Annotated in this window: 12 protein-coding genes; 8 read left to right on the forward strand and 4 right to left on the reverse strand. The window is 74.2% G+C overall.

All coding sequences use genetic code 11. The annotated features are described in order from the left end of the window. Positions 1-85: 85 nt before the first annotated feature. Positions 86-835 carry a peroxide stress protein YaaA gene (gene yaaA / locus AB7J25_RS04070; protein WP_428505143.1) on the reverse strand — a complete coding sequence of 250 codons (750 nt, stop codon included), beginning with the start codon at positions 833-835 and terminating at the stop codon, positions 86-88. A 55-nt stretch (positions 836-890) separates the two neighbouring features. On the opposite strand from yaaA, the gene metX reads away from it, so the two are divergent. From metX to AB7J25_RS04085, 3 genes are all read left to right on the forward strand, one after another. Next, positions 891-2018: a homoserine O-acetyltransferase MetX gene (gene metX / locus AB7J25_RS04075; protein WP_428505145.1), complete on the forward strand. Its 1128-nt coding sequence runs from the start codon at positions 891-893 to the stop codon at positions 2016-2018. Positions 2019-2144: 126 nt separating this feature from the next. Beyond that, complete coding sequence (locus AB7J25_RS04080; protein ID WP_428505147.1) at positions 2145-3680, forward strand: hypothetical protein; 1536 nt, start codon at positions 2145-2147, stop codon at positions 3678-3680. Between the two features lie 55 nt (positions 3681-3735). Continuing rightward, positions 3736-4359, forward strand: a complete 624-nt coding sequence (locus AB7J25_RS04085; protein ID WP_428505149.1) for an FHA domain-containing protein — start codon at positions 3736-3738, stop codon at positions 4357-4359. Between the two features lie 112 nt (positions 4360-4471). Here the strand turns inward: AB7J25_RS04085 and AB7J25_RS04090 are convergent, their stop codons facing one another. Next, complete coding sequence (locus AB7J25_RS04090) at positions 4472-6601, reverse strand: cation:proton antiporter (protein ID WP_428505151.1); 2130 nt, start codon at positions 6599-6601, stop codon at positions 4472-4474. A 198-nt stretch (positions 6602-6799) separates the two neighbouring features. On the opposite strand from AB7J25_RS04090, the gene AB7J25_RS04095 reads away from it, so the two are divergent. Then, positions 6800-8548: a proline--tRNA ligase gene (locus AB7J25_RS04095; protein WP_428505153.1), complete on the forward strand. Its 1749-nt coding sequence runs from the start codon at positions 6800-6802 to the stop codon at positions 8546-8548. A gap of 4 nt (positions 8549-8552) precedes the next feature. On the opposite strand, the gene AB7J25_RS04100 is transcribed toward AB7J25_RS04095, so the two are convergent. Both AB7J25_RS04100 and AB7J25_RS04105 read right to left on the reverse strand, forming a co-directional pair. Continuing rightward, positions 8553-10196 (reverse strand): protein kinase domain-containing protein, encoded by a 1644-nt coding sequence (locus AB7J25_RS04100; RefSeq protein ID WP_428505155.1) that lies wholly within the window; start codon positions 10194-10196, stop codon positions 8553-8555. Continuing rightward, on the reverse strand, positions 10196-12013 hold the full coding sequence (locus AB7J25_RS04105) for a serine/threonine-protein kinase (protein ID WP_428505157.1): 1818 nt from the start codon (positions 12011-12013) through the stop codon (positions 10196-10198). The genes AB7J25_RS04100 and AB7J25_RS04105 overlap by 1 nt, the downstream gene beginning before the upstream one ends. Positions 12014-12255: 242 nt before the next feature. On the opposite strand from AB7J25_RS04105, the gene AB7J25_RS04110 reads away from it, so the two are divergent. Genes AB7J25_RS04110 through AB7J25_RS04125 form a run of 4 tightly spaced genes read left to right on the forward strand, consistent with a single transcriptional unit; the run spans position 12256 to position 16679 of the window. Continuing rightward, on the forward strand, positions 12256-13845 hold the full coding sequence (locus AB7J25_RS04110; protein WP_428505159.1) for a hypothetical protein: 1590 nt from the start codon (positions 12256-12258) through the stop codon (positions 13843-13845). 9 nt (positions 13846-13854) lie between these two features. Next, positions 13855-14298: a hypothetical protein gene (locus AB7J25_RS04115; RefSeq protein WP_428505161.1), complete on the forward strand. Its 444-nt coding sequence runs from the start codon at positions 13855-13857 to the stop codon at positions 14296-14298. Between the two features lie 3 nt (positions 14299-14301). Then, positions 14302-15792: an FHA domain-containing protein gene (locus tag AB7J25_RS04120; RefSeq protein WP_428505163.1), complete on the forward strand. Its 1491-nt coding sequence runs from the start codon at positions 14302-14304 to the stop codon at positions 15790-15792. An 11-nt stretch (positions 15793-15803) separates the two neighbouring features. Beyond that, positions 15804-16679 (forward strand): serine/threonine-protein kinase, encoded by an 876-nt coding sequence (locus AB7J25_RS04125; RefSeq protein WP_428505165.1) that lies wholly within the window; start codon positions 15804-15806, stop codon positions 16677-16679. Positions 16680-16708 lie beyond the last annotated feature (29 nt).

A 16708-nucleotide genomic window follows, 5' to 3' on the forward strand; every position in this document is an offset into this window, starting at 1 on the left:
CACGACGCACCTCCTCCCGTTCGAACCCTGCCGCTGCCCGCGGCCCGCACACCGTGGCGTCCCGGTGGGGGCTGCGGCAAGCGAATTACGCGGGGACGACCACCTGCAGCGACCCGGCGCGCCGCTCCACCCGCATCCCGGCGCGGCGGGCCACCGCGGCCACCCCGGCGGCGTCGCCCGGCTCGGCTCGCGACGACACCAGCACCCGCGCCAGCAGCCCCTTGTGCGCCTTGTTGAAGTGGCTGACGACCGTCCGCCGCCCGTCCGGGTGCTCGGCCAGCACGGTCACCGTCACCGCGCCCTGCACCCGCGCCAGGGCCGCGTAGGAGCCCGAGCGGAGGTCCACGACCAGCTCGCCGGCCGCAACGACGTCCGCGAGCAGCGGTTCCAGCACCGGCTTCCAGCGGGCCGCCGCCGTCGGGCCGCCGGGCAGCGTGGATCCCGCCGAGAACCGGTAGGCCGGGATCGGGTCGGCGAAGCGGACGAGCCCGAACAGCGCCGATCCGACCACCAGACGGTGGCGGGCGCGGGCCAGCGCGGCGCCGCGCAGCGAGGCGACGTCGAGCGCGTCGTAGAGGACGCCGGTGTAGCGGTGCAGCGCGGGCATCGTCGGCGACGTCCACAGCGCCGCGTTGCGCGCGATCTCGGCGTCCTGCCGGGGTGAGAGGCCCAACGCCGCACGGGCGGCGGCCGGGTCGGCGGCGAGCTTCACCAGCTCGTCGGCCAGGTCGCGGCGGGTGTGCGTCAGCTCAGGGAAGGACAGGCACGCGAGATCCAGCGGCGGGCCGTCGCCGCCGTCCCGTTTGGTCTCCGACGGCGGCAGCAGGACGAGCACGTGGGGCAGGGTAGGCGTGCGACGGTGGAGTAACGTCGCAACCCTGTCCACGACGATGGAGCTCCCCGCCGCCACCGGTGCCTGGCGCGAGGGCGATCCCGCAGGCAGGCGCCGCTGGCTCGCGCTGCCCGGACCGCTGACCCTCGAGGCCGGTGAGGAGCTGCCGGACGTCCGGATCGCCTACGAGACGTGGGGCGAGCTGAACGCGGACGCCTCCAACGCCGTCCTCGTCCTGCACGCCCTCACCGGGGACAGCCACGTGGCGGGCCCCGCGGGAGACGGCCACCCGACGCCCGGGTGGTGGGAGGAGGCGTTGGGGCCGGGGAAGGCGCTCGATCCGGCACGCTGGTTCGTCGTCGCACCGAACATCGTCGGTGGCTGCCAGGGCACCACCGGCCCCTCCTCCACCGCCCCGGACGGTCGGCCATGGGGCAGCAGGTTCCCGCTCGTCACGGCCCGCGACACCGTCGCCGCCGAGGTCGGCCTCGCCGATGCGCTCGGCGTCCGGCGCTGGGCGCTGGTCGTCGGCGGCTCCATGGGCGGCATGCGCGCCCTCGAGTGGGCCGCCACCCAGCCCGACCGAGTCGAGCGGCTCTGCCTGCTCGCGAGCCCCGCCGCCACCTCCGCCGAGCAGATCGCCTGGGCAGCGCCGCAGCTCGCGGCGATCCGGCAGGATCCCGGCTGGCAGGGCGGGGACTACCACGACGCGCCGCCCGGCCGCGGCCCGCACCTCGGCCTCGGCATTGCGCGGCGCATCGCGCACCTGAGCTACCGCAGCCCCCTCGAGCTCCAGACCCGCTTCGGCCGCGAGGCACAGGAGGGCGAGGACCCGTGGCGCGGTGGCCGCTACGCCGTCGAGTCCTACCTCGACCACCACGGCGCCAAGCTCGTGCGCCGCTTCGACGCCGGCAGCTACGTGCGGCTCACCGAGCTGATGAACGCCCACGACGTCGGGCGCGGGCGGGGCGGAGCCGCCGCGGCGCTGTCCCGCGTCACCGCCACCACGCTCGTCGCGGGGGTCAGCTCGGACCGGCTCTACCCGCTCGAGCAGCAGCAGGAGCTCGTGGCCGGCATCCCGGGCGCCGGTCCGCTGCGGGTGATCGACTCCCCGTACGGCCACGACGGCTTCCTCATCGAGGCCGCCGTCGTCGACGGCCTGCTCACCGAACTGCTCGCGTCCTGACAGGGTACTTACGGGACCTACCCGAGCACCCCGTGGTGTCCTTACCCTGGCGGGGTCGCCGGACCGCGGCGACGCTGCGCTGACCTGCGGGCTGACGGTGGTGGCGGACGGCGGTGGACTGACGACATGGGGACCCCGAACCCGGGCACGCGCGTGGACGCCGCACGCGCCGTCGTGCTTCCCGGCGATGGCGCTGCCATCCGCCTGCCGGGGCTGCTGTGCCTGCTGCGGCCGTCCACGGCCGACGCCCCGTCACCCGGGCTCGGGCACCTGGCCCGCCTCGTCGAGATCCTGACCGAGAACTCCGCCGCCCATCCCACCAGCCCGGGGCGGCCCCTCGCGCGGCGGCTCGGCCGCTGGCTCGGGTCGCTCGATCCCGGTCCGGACTTCGGCACGATCGCCGCCACCGAGGCGGGCATCGCGATCTTCCTGCACGGAGGGGTGGACGCCGTCGTCGGCGGGCAGCGCCACTCCGCGCGGGACTCCGGCGCCTGGCTGGACCGCCTGCTGGAGTACCCCGCCGGGCCGCTCGTGCTCCTGCCGAGCGACGAGCCGACCCCGGACAACTCGCCGCGGGGCGTGTTCGACCTGCGCGGCGGGGTCGTCCCCGCGGGGACGGTGCTGCTCGTGCCGCGGTCGGGGACGCTGCCGTCGGTGCTCGCGACTCCCGCGGTCGGCGGGTGCGCGGACGGGCGTGGTGCCGCCGAACCCGCCGCCGCAGAGCCCGCTGTGGTCGCCGAACCAGCCGCCGCCGAACCCGCCGCCGAACCAGCTGTGGCCACCGCCAACGCCGCCGAACCCGCCGCGGCCGCCGGAGCTGTCGAGGTGGACGTGCCGGCCGTGGCCGGGGTTCCCGCGCCGGTGGCGGCCGGTGGGGGGCCGGCTACCGCGATGGCGGTGGCGAGCACCCCGCCCGCCCCCTTGCCCGCCGTGGGCCGCACGCTCGCCGTGCCCCCGCCGATGCCGTCCGGCGAGCCGGTCGCCCTCCCCGAGCCGGCCTCCGCGACCACCGGGCTCGCCGGGCCCGTCACGTCCGCAGGCCGGCGCCACGCCCGCATCTCGCCGATCCTCGGCGTCGGACCGGACGAGCCGCCCCGCGCCCCGCTGGACACGGGTGCACCGCCGCACACACCGTGGCCCACCTCGGGGGACGGCGCGCCGGAGAGCCTCCCGGACGGCGCGGACGGCGTGCCGATGGCCGCCGGGTTCCGCTGCGCCCGCGACCACCTCAACGACCCGCGCAACCACTTCTGCGTCGTCTGCGGCATCCGGATGAACGAGCGCACCGGCGTCGTGGAGATCGGGCCACGTCCCCCGCTGGGGGTCCTCGTGTTCGACGACGGCTCCACCTACACCCTCGACGCGGACTACCTGCTCGGCCGCATGCCGGAGAGCGACCCGCGCGTCGTCGGCGGGGAGCTGCGCGCGCTGCCCGTCGAGGACCCGCAGGCCCAGCTGTCCCGCGGCCACCTGGTGATCAAGCTGGACGGCTGGGACGTCACCGCGATCGACGAGTCGACGAACGGCACGCTCGTGGCGTACGCGACGGACCGGGCCTGGTCGCGGCTCACCCCGCGCACGCCGCTGCGGCTGCTGCCGGGTACGCGGGTGCGGGTGGGCGGGCGCAGTTTCGTGTTCGAATCCCCCTCGGGCGTCCGATGACCACCGGCGCGGGATACGGTGCGATGGTTCGTCGATTCGGCCGGGGGTGGTGGACGTGAGCTCGTTCCTGGAGGTCTGGCGGCCTGCGGGCTCGGATCTCGTCCCGCTGTCCGGCGAGCGGATCACGATCGGGCGCTCCGAGGAGAACGACGTCGTCCTGTCCGACGACGGGCAGGTGTCGCGCGTGCACGCGGTCCTGGAGCCGCTCGCGGGGGGCTGGAGCGTGCGTGACGTCGGTTCCAGCAACGGCACGTTCGTCAACGGCAAGCGGCTGGCGAGCGAGGTGCGCCTGACCGCGGGCGACGAGGTCCGCGTCGGCCGTACCCGGATCGTGCTGCGCGGCAACCCGGGGGCGAAGGACCCGGGGGCCACCGAGACGACGGTGCTGCCACCCCAGCTCACCCCCCGCGAGCGGGACGTGCTCGTGGCGCTCTTCCGGCCGATGGCCGCGGGGGAGATGTTCGCCGAGCCGGCGTCCACGCGGGCGATCGCCCAGGAGCTGTGGGTCTCGGAGGCCGCGGTGAAGCAGCACCTCCTGCGGCTCTACGACAAGTTCGGCGTGGTGGACGGCGAGCGGCGCCGCACGCGGCTGGCGAACGAGGCGATCCGCCGGGGCGCGATCAGCCTGGCCGAGGTGCGGGCGGCGCCCGCCCCGCCGGGGGCGACGCCCACCTCGTAGCCGCAGGACCGGCCGCACCTCGACCATGATCGCCAGGACCGGTGCAGGACGCTCGTATGTGAGCGCCCTGCACCATTTCCGGCGATCATGACGGCCGACGCGGGCTGGTCGATCAGGTCGCCGGGTCGGGCACCCGGGCGTCGACGACGATGCGCGCGACCGTCTGGTCCAGGTCCTCGTCCGCCTCGACCTCGCCGGGCCACACCCGCACGACGGTGGCCGCCGTACCGGTCGGGCCTGCCGTGAGGCCGGGGACGGTGCCGGGAACGACGACCAGCGCGCCCTCGGAGCCGGCGGGCGCGGCCTCGGCCGCGATGCCGTGGCGGCGCAGGGCCTCGACCGCCGCGGACGCACGACGCCCGGAGCGGCGATCGTCGGTCGCGCCGACGAGCAGTCGGCTGCCTCGGGCGAGAGCGGCCTGGGCGCCGATCCGGATGGCGGCCCGCCCGGCGGCCGAGCCGTCGACGAGGACCAGGACCGGCCCGTCCTGCGCCGCACCGGGGCGGACCCGGCCGCGGACGGCGGCGTGCAGGTCCGGCAGGTCCGCGTCGCTTGTGGCAGCAGCGTCGGGGTCGTCGCCCTCGGGGACGAGCACCACGTCGGCCGCGACGGCCTCGCCGACGCGGGCCAGCTCGGCGCGCGGATCGGTGGCGAACCGGGCCACGACCGAACACTGCACGCGCCCGCCGGCCTCGACGTCGTGGGCGATGCTGCGCAGCGCGTCCCCGGCCGCGGCGATCAGCGCCAGCTCGTTGCCGAGCCCGCCGCCGACCTCCAGCTTCGGCTGGGCCGGGAGGATCCGGCACAGCACCACCCGGGCAGGCTGCTCGTGCCCGGCGGCATCCGCGCCGAGCCGGGCGAGCGAGGCGGCCGCGGCCGCGGGCCCGTCCGGACCGCCGGCCTCCTCCGGCACCGCGACGACGACGGTGTAGGCGTCGACCTGGCCGAGCTCCTCGCGCTCGGCCGCGGCGATGTCGCGCTGCACGATGCGGTCCGGGTAGACGATGTTGAGCAGCGGCGAGGCCATCGCGGTGGTGATCAGGGCCATGAGCACCATCAGCGTGAACAGGTTCTGGTCGAGCACGCCGAGCTGGACGCCGACGGTGAGGATGACCAGCTCCGTGAGCCCGCGGGTGTTCATGAGCAGGCCCAATGCGCCCGCCTGACGCTTGGGGATGCGGCGGGTGCGGGCGGCGGCGTAGGCGCCGATGAACTTGCCGCCGATCGCAACGAGCAGGATCAGCACGAGCTCCCAGACGCCGATCAGGCCGACGGCGCCGATGTCGACGCGCAGACCGGTGACGACGAAGAACACCGGCAGGAGCAGCAGCAGGCTGATCTGCTCGATGCGCTCCAGGATCTCGCGGGTGAGCCCGGCCGCGCCGCGCCGCGGCATCGCGGTGCCCAGAATGAACGCGCCGAAGATCGCGTGAACCTCGATCTTCTCGGTGATGTACGCGCTGATCAGCAGCAGCACGAGGACGATCGCGAGCATGTCCGCGGTGAGCCGGCCCTCGCGGTTGTACCAGGGCACCATCCGCGACAGCAGCGGGCGGATCACCAGGAACATGAACGCGGCGAACAGCGCCGTCAGCCCGAGGATCTTCGCGACCGAGAGGAAGTTGCCGTCCGCCGCACCGACGGCGACCACCACGGCGAGCAGCGACCACGCGAGCACGTCGTCGACGGCGGCGCAGGCCAGGGCGAGCACGCCGACGGTGGTGCGCTGCATTCGGCGCTCGGTGAGGATCCGGGCCAGCACGGGGAAGGCCGTGATCGACATGGCGGCGCCGAGGAACAGCGCGAACGGCAGGAACGCGATGTCCTCCGTGCTGCCGTCCGGGTTGGTGAACACGCCGTGGTTGGCATACAGGTAGGTGGACAGCAGCAGACCGAGCGAGAAGGGCAGCACCACGGAGGTGAGCGAGACGGTCAGCGCGGTCGCGCGCCGCTGCCGCAGGGTCGACAGGTCGACCTCGAGGCCGACGAGGAACATGAACAGGATCAGCCCGATCTGGGCGATCACGTTCAGGTAGGGCCGCACCTCCATGGGGAACAGCACCAGCGGCAGGTTCCCGGGCAGGAGGCCCAGCAGCGTCGGCCCGAGCGCGATGCCGGCGACGATCTCGCCGATCACGGCCGGCTGGCCGACACGTTGCGCCAGGCGGCCGAAGACGCGCGCCATCGCCACGATGATCGCGATGTCGAGAAAGACGTAGATGAGGATCTCTTTGGCCGACATTGACCTGGGCCCCCTGGCTCTCCGGCACGGGTCCCCGATGCGGGATCCACCCCGCTCCCCGGCCGGTCGCGGGGGATGCTAGCCCCGGTCGCGCGGCGTGAGGAAGGTATGAGGTCCCCACCTCGCGGGTGGGGTGAGCCCCACCGGAAACCGGAACCGGGACGACCGGCCGCCGGGGCGCTCGCTACCCTTCGACGGGTGCTGACCAGGATGTCGTCGCTGTTCCTGCGGACCCTGCGCGAGGACCCGGCCGACGCGGAGGTGCCCAGCCACAAGCTGCTGGTCCGCGCCGGCTACGTCCGGCGCGTCGCGCCGGGGGTCTACTCCTGGCTGCCGCTGGGGCTGAAGGTGCTGCGGGCGATCGAGGAGATCGTGCGCGAGGAGATGGACGCCATCGGCGCCCAGGAGATCCAGTTCCCCGCGCTGCTGCCGCGCGAGCCCTACGAGGCCACGAACCGCTGGACCGAGTACGGCCCGAACATCTTCCGGCTCAAGGACCGCAAGGGTGGCGACTACCTGCTCGGGCCCACCCACGAGGAGCTGTTCACGCTGGTCGTGAAGGGTGAGTACAGCTCGTACAAGGACTACCCGGTCATCCTGTACCAGATCCAGAACAAGTACCGCGACGAGGCGCGGCCGCGCGCCGGGATCCTGCGCGGGCGGGAGTTCCTCATGAAGGACTCCTACTCGTTCGACCTCACCGACGACGGTCTCGCCGAGTCCTACCGGCTGCACCGCGACGCCTACACGCGGATCTTCGACCGGCTCGGGCTGCGCTACGTCGTGGTCAAGGCGACGTCGGGCGCGATGGGCGGCTCGGCGAGCGAGGAGTTCCTCGCCGAGGCCGAGACCGGCGAGGACACCTACGTGGCGAGCCCCGGCGGGTACGCCGCGAACGTCGAGGCCGTGACGACGACACCCCCGCCCGCCCGCGCGGTCGAGGGCCTGCCCGAGGCGCAGGTGCACCACACCCCGGACACCCCGACGATCGAGTCGCTGGTCGACTTCCTCAACGGGGCGGGCCTGGGCCGCACCTTCACCGCGGCGGACACGCTGAAGAACGTGCTGGTCAAGATCCGCAGGCCTGGGGCTCAGGAGTGGGAGCTGCTGGCCGTCGGCGTGCCGGGCGACCGCGAGGTCGACATGAAGCGGCTGGAGGCGGCGCTGGACCCCGCCGAGGTGGCGCTGCTCGACGAGGCGGACTTCGCCCGCAACGGCTTCCTCGTCAAGGGCTACATCGGGCCGGGAGCGCTCGCCGCGAACGGGGTGCGCTTCCTCGTCGATCCCCGCATCGTGACCGGCACGGCGTGGGTGACGGGCGCCGACAAGGCCGACCACCACGTCGTCGACCTCGTCGTGGGCCGGGACTTCACCCCGGACGGCACGATCGAGGCCGCCGAGGTGCGCGAGGGCGATCCCGCTCCCGACGGCAGCGGGCCGCTGTCCGCCGCGCGCGGCATCGAGATCGGGCACGTGTTCCAGCTCGGCCGCAAGTACGCGGACGCGCTGGGGCTCGACGCGCTCGGCCCGGACTCGAAGCCCGTCCGGATCACGATGGGCTCCTACGGCATCGGGGTGTCGCGGCTGGTCGCGGTGATCGCCGAGCAGAGCCACGACGCGTCCGGGCTGATCTGGCCGCGGGCCGTGGCGCCGTTCGACCTGCACGTGGTGATCGCCGGCAAGACCGGCGAGATCGCCGCGGGCGCCGAGCGGCTCGCGGCGGACCTCGAGGCCGCGGGCCTGCGGGTGCTGCTGGACGACCGCTCGGCCAGCCCCGGGGTGAAGTTCACCGACGCCGAGCTGATCGGGGTGCCGACGATCGTCGTCGTCGGCCGGGGGCTCGCGAACGGCCTGGTCGAGGTCAAGGACCGCCGCAGCGGCGAACGCACGGAGATCCCGGTGGACGGGGCCGTCGCGCACCTCGCCGCGCTCGTGCGGGGCGCGTGACGGCTCACCCGGTGCGCACCGACGCCCGCCGCCACCAGTCGTAGAGGGCGGCGGCGTCGGCGTCGTCGCGGCGCACGTAGCCCATCGTGAGCGTGCCGTCGTCGATCCAGAGCAGGTAGGCGGCCGAGGGGCCGCCGCCCCGGGCGGCCACAGCGCACGCGATCCAGCCGCCACCGGTCACGGGACCCGCCGCCCCCGCGGCGAGGCGGGCCCGCACGGTCCGGCCCTGCGGGCAGCCGTCGACGGTCCCGCTCTCGGTCAACCGGCTGTTCCCCGCACCGACCTGGCGGGCGAACTCGCGCTGGAGGGCGTCGGCGCTCGGGAACCGTGCGAACTCCGCCACCTGTGGGCCGTCGGCGGGGCCGTCCGCACAGCGGACGAAGGCGACGGCGCCGGTCGCGGCCCGCTGCTCGGGGACCGCCCGGCAGTTCGCGCCGGAGAACCCGGCGGGGAGCGACGCGAGCAGCATGGAGTCGGGGTCGGTGGTGCCGCCGCCGCGCAGGTAGGCGACTGCGGCGGTGCCGGCGACCGCGAGGGCCGCCACCACCGCCACCACCGCCACCACCGTCACCGCCGCCCGGGCGAGCCGGGCCGGGCGCCGCCGCGGCGGCACCGCGACCGGGACCGCGACGTGGCTGACCTGCCCCACGGGCTCGGGGCGGCCCGGTGGCTCCGGCTCGGCCTGGTCGGCCGCACCGGCCCGCCCCAAGCCCAACGGCTCGGTGCGGCCCGTCGACGACGCCGCCTCGGGCGCCCCGAGCAGCGGCACGTGGCGCGAGGCCGAACCCATCGCGGCACGGGCCGCCCCGGCGAGCCGGCCCGCGGTGGCGTAGCGGTCCTCCGGGTCCTTCGCGAGCCCGGTGGCGATCACCTCGTCCAGCCCGGGCGGTACGGCCGCGACGATCTCCGACGCAGGCGGCGGCAGGGCGTACAGGTGCGCGGCGACGAGCGCGACCGCGTCGCCGGTGTAGGGCGGACGGCCCGTCAGGGCCTCGTGCAGCACGCAGGCCAGCGCGTAGACGTCGACGCGGTGATCGCCGTCCGCTCCACGCAGCCGCTCGGGGGCGATGTAGGCGGGCGTGCCCGGGACGACCCGCTCGCCGCTGCGGGTGAGCTCGCGGCGCGCGCCCGCGATGCCGAAGTCCAGCAGGTAGGCGAACACGTCCGTCGCATCCAGCACGCCGGAGTCCGGGGTGGTGAGCAGGATGTTCGACGGCTTGATGTCGTGGTGCACCAGCCCGATCGCGTGCGCGGCGTCCAGCGCCCTGGCCACCTGCCCGACCACGGCGACGGCGACGTCCGGGGCCAGGGGGCCGTGCTCGGCGAGCCATGACCGCAGGTCCACGCCCTCGACCAGCCGCATGTCGACGTAGAGCCTGCCGTCGATCTCGCCGTAGGAGTGGATGGGGACGACGTGCGGCTCGGTGAGCCGGGCGGCGAGCTCGCACTCGTGGTGGAACCGCGCCGCGTAGCCGGGCAGCTCGCCCAGGTGCTCGGCGAGCAGCTTGAGCGCGACGAACCGGTCCGTCGCCCCGTCGTAGGCCCGGTGGACCTCCCCGGTGCCCCCGTGGCCGAGCAGCGTGTCGAGGCGGTAGCGCCCGAAGGTGAGCGACGATCCTGGCGCGGGTGCGGTGTCGTCGTCCGGCATCAGAGCAGCCGGAAGTTCGCTCCGGCCCACCAGTCGTAGAGGACGGCGGCCTTGCCGTCGGCACGGGTGACGTAGCCGAACGAGCGCGTCTCCTCGTCGCTCCACAGGAGGTAGGCCGCGCCGTTCCCGCGGGCGACCACGCACGCCACCTGCCCGCTGACGACGTTGGTGTTGGTGTTGCGGCCCCAGGGGCCGAGGTTCGTGCGCCCCTCGCGGCAGACGTCGATCTTCTCGCTCGGCGAGGCCACGATGCGGGCGTCGCCCGCGGCGCGCAGGAACTCCTGCTCCAGGGCGTCCGTGGTGGCGAACCGGGCGAACGAGGCCGTGCCAGGCCCGTCCGCGGGGCCGTTGTTGCAGTTGACGTAGGCGACGGCGCCGACCTTGTCGCGGGTCTGGGGATCCGGGTCGCAGTTGGCGTCGGAGAACCCGGTGGGCAGGCCCGCGAGCAGCTTCTCGTCCTCCGTGAGCGGCGCGCGCGAGGTGGTGGTGGACCCGCTGGAGCCGGACGTGCCGCCGGTGGTGGGCGTGTTCAGCTCGGACAGCAGCGAGACGGCGCCGATGGCGACCACCGCGGAGAGCAGCAACGCCGTGAGCACCAGCGGGATCGACGTCCGCTTGCGGCGTGCCGGTGCCGGCACGGGGGTGACGACCGGTGGGGCGAACGCCTGGTGGGGGATGGGCGGCGGGATCGCGCCGTAGGTGGGCTGCGGGGCCTGGCGCGACGATGTCGCGTAGGCGGGGCCGGCCGAGGTGCCCGTCACGGGCCGGGCCGGGCGCCGCGTGGGCGTGTCGATCCGTTCGGTGCGGGGCGTCGGCGGGCGCTGCTCGGCGAGCCCGGGCCGGGGCGTGGTGACCGGCGTGCCCGTGCCGACGGTCCCGACAGCCCCGGCGACGGTGCGGTCACCCAGGTTGACGGTGCGGTCAGCCGGCACGTGCGGGTGGACGCCCGACGCCTGGCTCGCGGCGATGACGGCGCGGGCGGCGCCGGCGAGCGCCCCGGCCGTCGCGTAGCGGTCGGCGGGCTCCTTGGCCATGCCCCTGGCCACCACGTCGTCCAGCCCGGTCGGCACACCCGGTCGCAGCGTGGACGCCTTCGGCGCCGGGGCCTGCAGGTGCGCGCGCATCAGCGAGGGCAGGTCGCCCTCGAACGGCGGCCGCCCCACCAGGGCCTGGTGCAGGACGCAGGCCAGCGAGTAGACGTCCGCACGCGGGTCGCCCTCCACCCCGCGGAACCGCTCCGGGGCCACGTAGCTGGGCGAGCCGGGCATCACCCCGGCCATCGTGAGCGAGAGCTCGTCCGGGCTCAGCGCGCCGTCGCGGGCGCGCGCGATTCCGAAGTCGAACAGGTAGGCGAACACCGACGCCGCGTCGACCTCGACGCCGTTCGTGACGCCCGCGAGCAGCACGTTCGACGGCTTGATGTCGCGGTGCACCAGTCCGTCCTTGTGCGCGGCGTCCAGCGCCTGCGCCACCTGCCCGACCACCGCCACCGCGACGTCCGCCGCCAGCGGGCCGTTCGCGCGCAGCCACGCGGACAGGTCCGTCCCGTCGACCAGCCGCATGTCGAGGTAGAGCCGGCCGTCGATCTCGCCGTAGTGGTGGATCGGCACGACGTGCGGCTCGTTGAGCCGGGCCGCGACCTTGCACTCGCGGCGGAACCGCGCCTGGTACTCGTCGTCCTCCGCGAGATGGGCGGGCAGCAGCTTCAGCGCGACCATCCGGTCGGTCTTGGTGTCGTAGGCGCGGTAGACCTCGCCCATCCCGCCCCGCCCGAGGAGCTCCTCGATCCGGTAGGGACCGAACATCGACTGCAGCATCCGGCCCCCTTCCGTCGTTCGTGCCCGCGTGGTCGTCACCATGCGGTGGGACCTCGCCGAAACCATAACTCGGACGTCGATGCCCCCGGTCCCATGAGATCCATGAACCGGCCTTTACCCTGCGACAACACTGTGGTGCCGATTCACTCGGTCGGCGGCTAACGAGCCGACGCGCGTGATCGAGAGTCTTGGTGCCACCCGGCCGGTCCCGGCCGGGGCGAGCAGGGGAAAGGGAACCCGAGATGCGCGAGGACACCGTCCAGCTGCCGGGCGCGGGGCGGATCCCCGACCCGGAGCCCTCGCCGCGCGGCGGCGCGGGAGACCTCACCGACGAGCTGATCCACACCGACTGGTGGACCGACGACATGGTCGCCAGAGCCGGGATCCCGATCGTCGACATCCCCTTCGTGTCCTTCGGTGGGGGCATCGGCTCGTTCGTGACGGTGGACTACCTGCGTATCTGCGGGGTGCCGACGTCGTCGATGCGGGTCTTCACCCAGCTCGAGACGCCGTGGGAGAGCTACGAGTACCTCACCCGCGTCTCCCAGATCCCGCGCGCTGAGCGGTTGCGCAGCGACTCCGCGTCGACGCCGGACAACATCTGGGGCTTCCCCAGCTACGCCGTGCGCGAGGCGTTCTCGGCGAAGTCGCTGCGGAAGTTCGTCGAGCCGCTGTTCCAGATCGCCGTCGAGCCGATCTTCACCGACTACTACACGCCCAAGGCGGGGCAGGCCTTCGCGTCGATGGAGAAGGAGTACCACCGCATCGGCTACCCCGAGGTGGTCGTCAAGGCGCAGGTGCGGATGGTGCGTCGCCGCCAGGGCGGGGGCTACTTCACGCTCATCACCCCGCCCGAGGGGGCCTCGCGCACCCGGCGCGTCGCCTACCGCAGCCGGTTCGTGCACGTCGCGATCGGCTACCCGGGCCTGAAGTTCCTGCCCGACCTCATGGAGTACCGCGAACGCTTCCGGGACTACGGCAGCGTCGTCAACGCCTACGAGCCGCACGAGCAGATCTACGAGCGCCTCCACGCCGCCCCCGGCGTCGTGCTCGTCCGCGGCGGCGGCATCGTCGCCTCCCGGGTGCTGCAGCGCCTCATCGACGACCGGGACGCCCGCGGGCTGCAGACGCAGATCCTGCACGTGTTCCGCACCTACATCACCACCGCGCACGGCCCGAACCTCTGGATGCGCCGCAAGGGCGGCGACGGCTGGGCGTACCAGGGGTTCAACTACCCCAAGTCGGTGTGGGGCGGCCAGCTCAAGGCCCGCGTCCGCAAGCTCGAGGGCAAGGAGCGCGCCGACCTGTACAAGATCTTCGGCGGCACCAACACCCCCAAGCGCAAATCCTGGCAGAAGCAGATGAAGCGCGGCCGCCGCGAGGGCTGGTACCGCGACTTCCAGGGCGAGATCGTCTCCATGCAGCCGGACGGGCCCGGATTCGTCCGCGTCGAGCTGAAGACCGCGAACGGCCCGCAGACCGTGCGGGTCATCGGCGTGATCGACTGCACCGGCCTGGAGGCCGACATCCGCGAGCACCGCGTGCTCGCGGACCTGCTGGACCACAGCGGCGCCGGCCGCAACCCGCTGGACCGTCTCGACGTCGAGCGCACGTTCGAGGTCCGCGGAACCCGTAGCGAGCCGGGTCGGATGTACGCCTCCGGCACCGCTACGCTCGGCGGCTACTTCCCGGGCGTCGACACGTTCCTCGGGCTGCAGATCGCGGCCCAGGAGATCGCCGACGACCTCGCACGCCTGAAGTTCTGCAAGAAGCTCGGCCCGTTCCGCTCCACCAGCCAGTGGTGGAAGTGGGCGCGTGGCAAGCGAATCTGAGGGGGAGACGTGCTACCCACGCTCAACGGACGCATCCAGACCCGGATCTTCCTGCTCGTCGTCGTCGGCGGCATCTGGACGCTGATCCTCACCCCGGTCCTGCCCGGCCTGCCCGGCCCGCTGTCGGCGGACTACCGCGTGACGTTCACGATCCTCGTCGCGACGATCGTGCTCGGCATCGGCTGGGAGCTGATCTACCACTTCATCCAGCAGTTCCGCTGGGAGAAGGACTGGCCCACGTTCTTCGGGCTCATCACGGTGGTGAACGAGGGCCTGCTCGTCTGGATCCTGCTGCAGCTCGATCTCGTCCCCGGGATCGACGGGCCCGCGGTGCCGATCGGCGCGTACGTCATCCTCTTCGTCACGACGTGGCTGTGGGTCTGGCTGATCGCGAACGGGCCGATGCGGGTGCCGTTCATCCACTGGCGGTTCCGCGGCGGAAGGCTGGTGTAGGAGATGGGCGACTTCGAGGGCCTGCGCGCGGCGGTCGCCGCGGGCGACGGTGTGGTCGCGCGGTTCCCCGGCATCGTCGTCGTCGCCCAGGGCGAGGCGGACGGGGAGGCGCACGTGCGCCGTCTGCTCGACATCTGCCGGGAGAACGCGGGGGAGGCGCCGGGCCGGATGCTCGCCCGTCGCCTCGCGACGTGGCTCGGCGGGTCGGACGGGCCGCCGGACACGCTGCGGTTCGGCACGCTGTCCGCGACCGGGGACGACGGGCTCGCGGTGTTCTGCTACGGCGCGGTGAGCATGGTCGCCGAGCCCGGCGACACGGGTGGCCAGGGGGCCACGATCTCCGGAACGGACGCCGCCGCCTGGGCGGACCGCCTGCTGCCGCGCCCGGACGCGCCGGTGCTGCTCACGCTGGACGGTGCGCCCGTCCAGCCCGGGCTGCCCGCGTCCGTGCACGACCTGCAGGCGGGGATCGTCCCCGGGGCGGCGGTCGTGCTGCTGGGAGCGGACGCACGGCTCGCGGTGGCGCCCGCCGATCCTGCCGCGAGCGTCGCGCAGCGCGAGCCGGGGTCGTTCGGGTCGGGCGCTGGTCGGGAGGGCGTCGAGGCTCCCGAGACACCTGCGGAGTCCGCCGACCCGGGCACCGCTCCCGCTGACTCGCCGGAGGCGGCGGACGCTGCGGGGTCGACGGTGGTGCCGGACGCGGCCGCGGCTCCTGCGGCTCCTGCTGTGCCTGCTGTGCCTACTGCTGAGGGCACGGTGAGCGAGGCTCCCGTCGCGCCGTCCGTCGCGGACGGCGACGAGCCCACCCAGCTCACCCCGGCCCCGCCCCTCTCGGCGGAGCCGCCGACGCAGTTCCTCCCGCCCCCTCCCGGGCCGGACCCGGACACGCAGCCCCGCCCGCCCCGGCGCGCGGACACCATCCTCGGTGGCCCGGCCCCCGAGCTGCGCCCACCGCTGGAGGCCGGCGGGGCGCCCGGCACCCCGCTGCCGGACGACGAGCCGACGTCGATCGCCACGCCTCCGCAGGCCCGCGGGCACCTCTGCTCGCGCGGGCACCTGAACGACCCGCGCTCGCACTTCTGCGTCATCTGCGGGATCCGCATGAACCAGCAGACCGGCGTGCTCGTTCTCGGACCGAGGCCGCCGCTCGGCCTGCTGGTCTTCGACGACGGCGCCACGTACACCGTGGACGCCGAGTACCTGCTCGGCCGCATGCCCGAGGTCGACGAGCGTGTCAGCTCCGGAGCCCTGCGGTCGATCTCGATCGAGGACCGCTCTGGTGCGGTCTCCCGGGTGCACGCCGAGGTGCGGCTCAACGACTGGGACGTCCTCCTGTCGGACTGCAACTCGCGCAACGGCACGCACTACGCCGCGCCCGGCGAGCAGGCATGGACGGCGCTGCGGCCGGGCGAGACCCACCGGCTCACGCCCGGCATGCGGGTGCGCCTGGGCGGTCGCACGTTCGTCTTCGAGTCGCCCTCGGGCGTCCGGTAGAGGAGGCACACATGGACGTTCCGGCCACTCCGGCTGCCCTGGCCACCGAGCGGGCGACCTCGCCCACGCCGGCGGCCGTCGCGGACTACGAGATCGTGCGGCTGCTCGGCGAGGGCAACCACGGCCGCTTCTACCTCGCCCGGCCCCCGGCCCGGCTCGGCCTGGACGACGAGTTCGTCGCCCTGAAGGTGTTCGGCGACCGCGTCGGCGAGCAGGCCTACGAGCGGGGCGTGCGGGAGCTGCGGGCGTTCGCGGCCGTCCGCTCGCCGTACCTGGTGCGGGTCTTCGACGCCGTGCTGGAGGACAGCTTCGTCTACGCGATGGAGTACTTCCCGCTCGGCTCGCTCGCCTCGCCCGCCCGTCCGCTGTCCCAGGCCGCGGTGCTCGGCGCCTTGGAGCACGCCACGCGCGCGGCGCACGCCCTGCACGAGTCAGGGCTCGCCCATGGCGACATCAAGCCCGCGAACATCCTGCTCGCCGAGGGCGATGAGCCGGGGGGCGGCGACGAGATCGGCGGCCGGCTCTCCGATCTCGGCCTCGCCCGGTTCCTCAATCCCGGCAACACCCTCACCGGCATGGGCCGCGCCAGCTCAGTGGAATTCACCGACCCGGACCTGCTCGCGGGTGCGCGGCCGTCGCGCCGCACCGAGGTGTGGGCGCTCGGCGCGACCATCCACCGCGCGATCTCCGGCACCGGGCTCTACGGCGAGCTGCCCGACGCCCAGCCGCTTCTCGCCATCCGCAAGGTGCTGTCCAGCAAGCCGGCGATCGACCCCGCGCTGGCCGCCGACGTCGCCGACCTGGTGCGCGCCTGCCTCGCGGCGGACGACGCCCGGCCGGCGACGGCGGAGGAGGTGGCGGACCGGCTCGCGGCGATCAGCCGGTAGCGCGCGGGCGCGGGTTCGTCAGGTCGGGT

The organism is Pseudonocardia sp. (assembly GCF_050246655.1).
In the GTDB taxonomy this organism is placed as follows: Bacteria; Actinomycetota; Actinomycetes; order Mycobacteriales; family Pseudonocardiaceae; genus Pseudonocardia.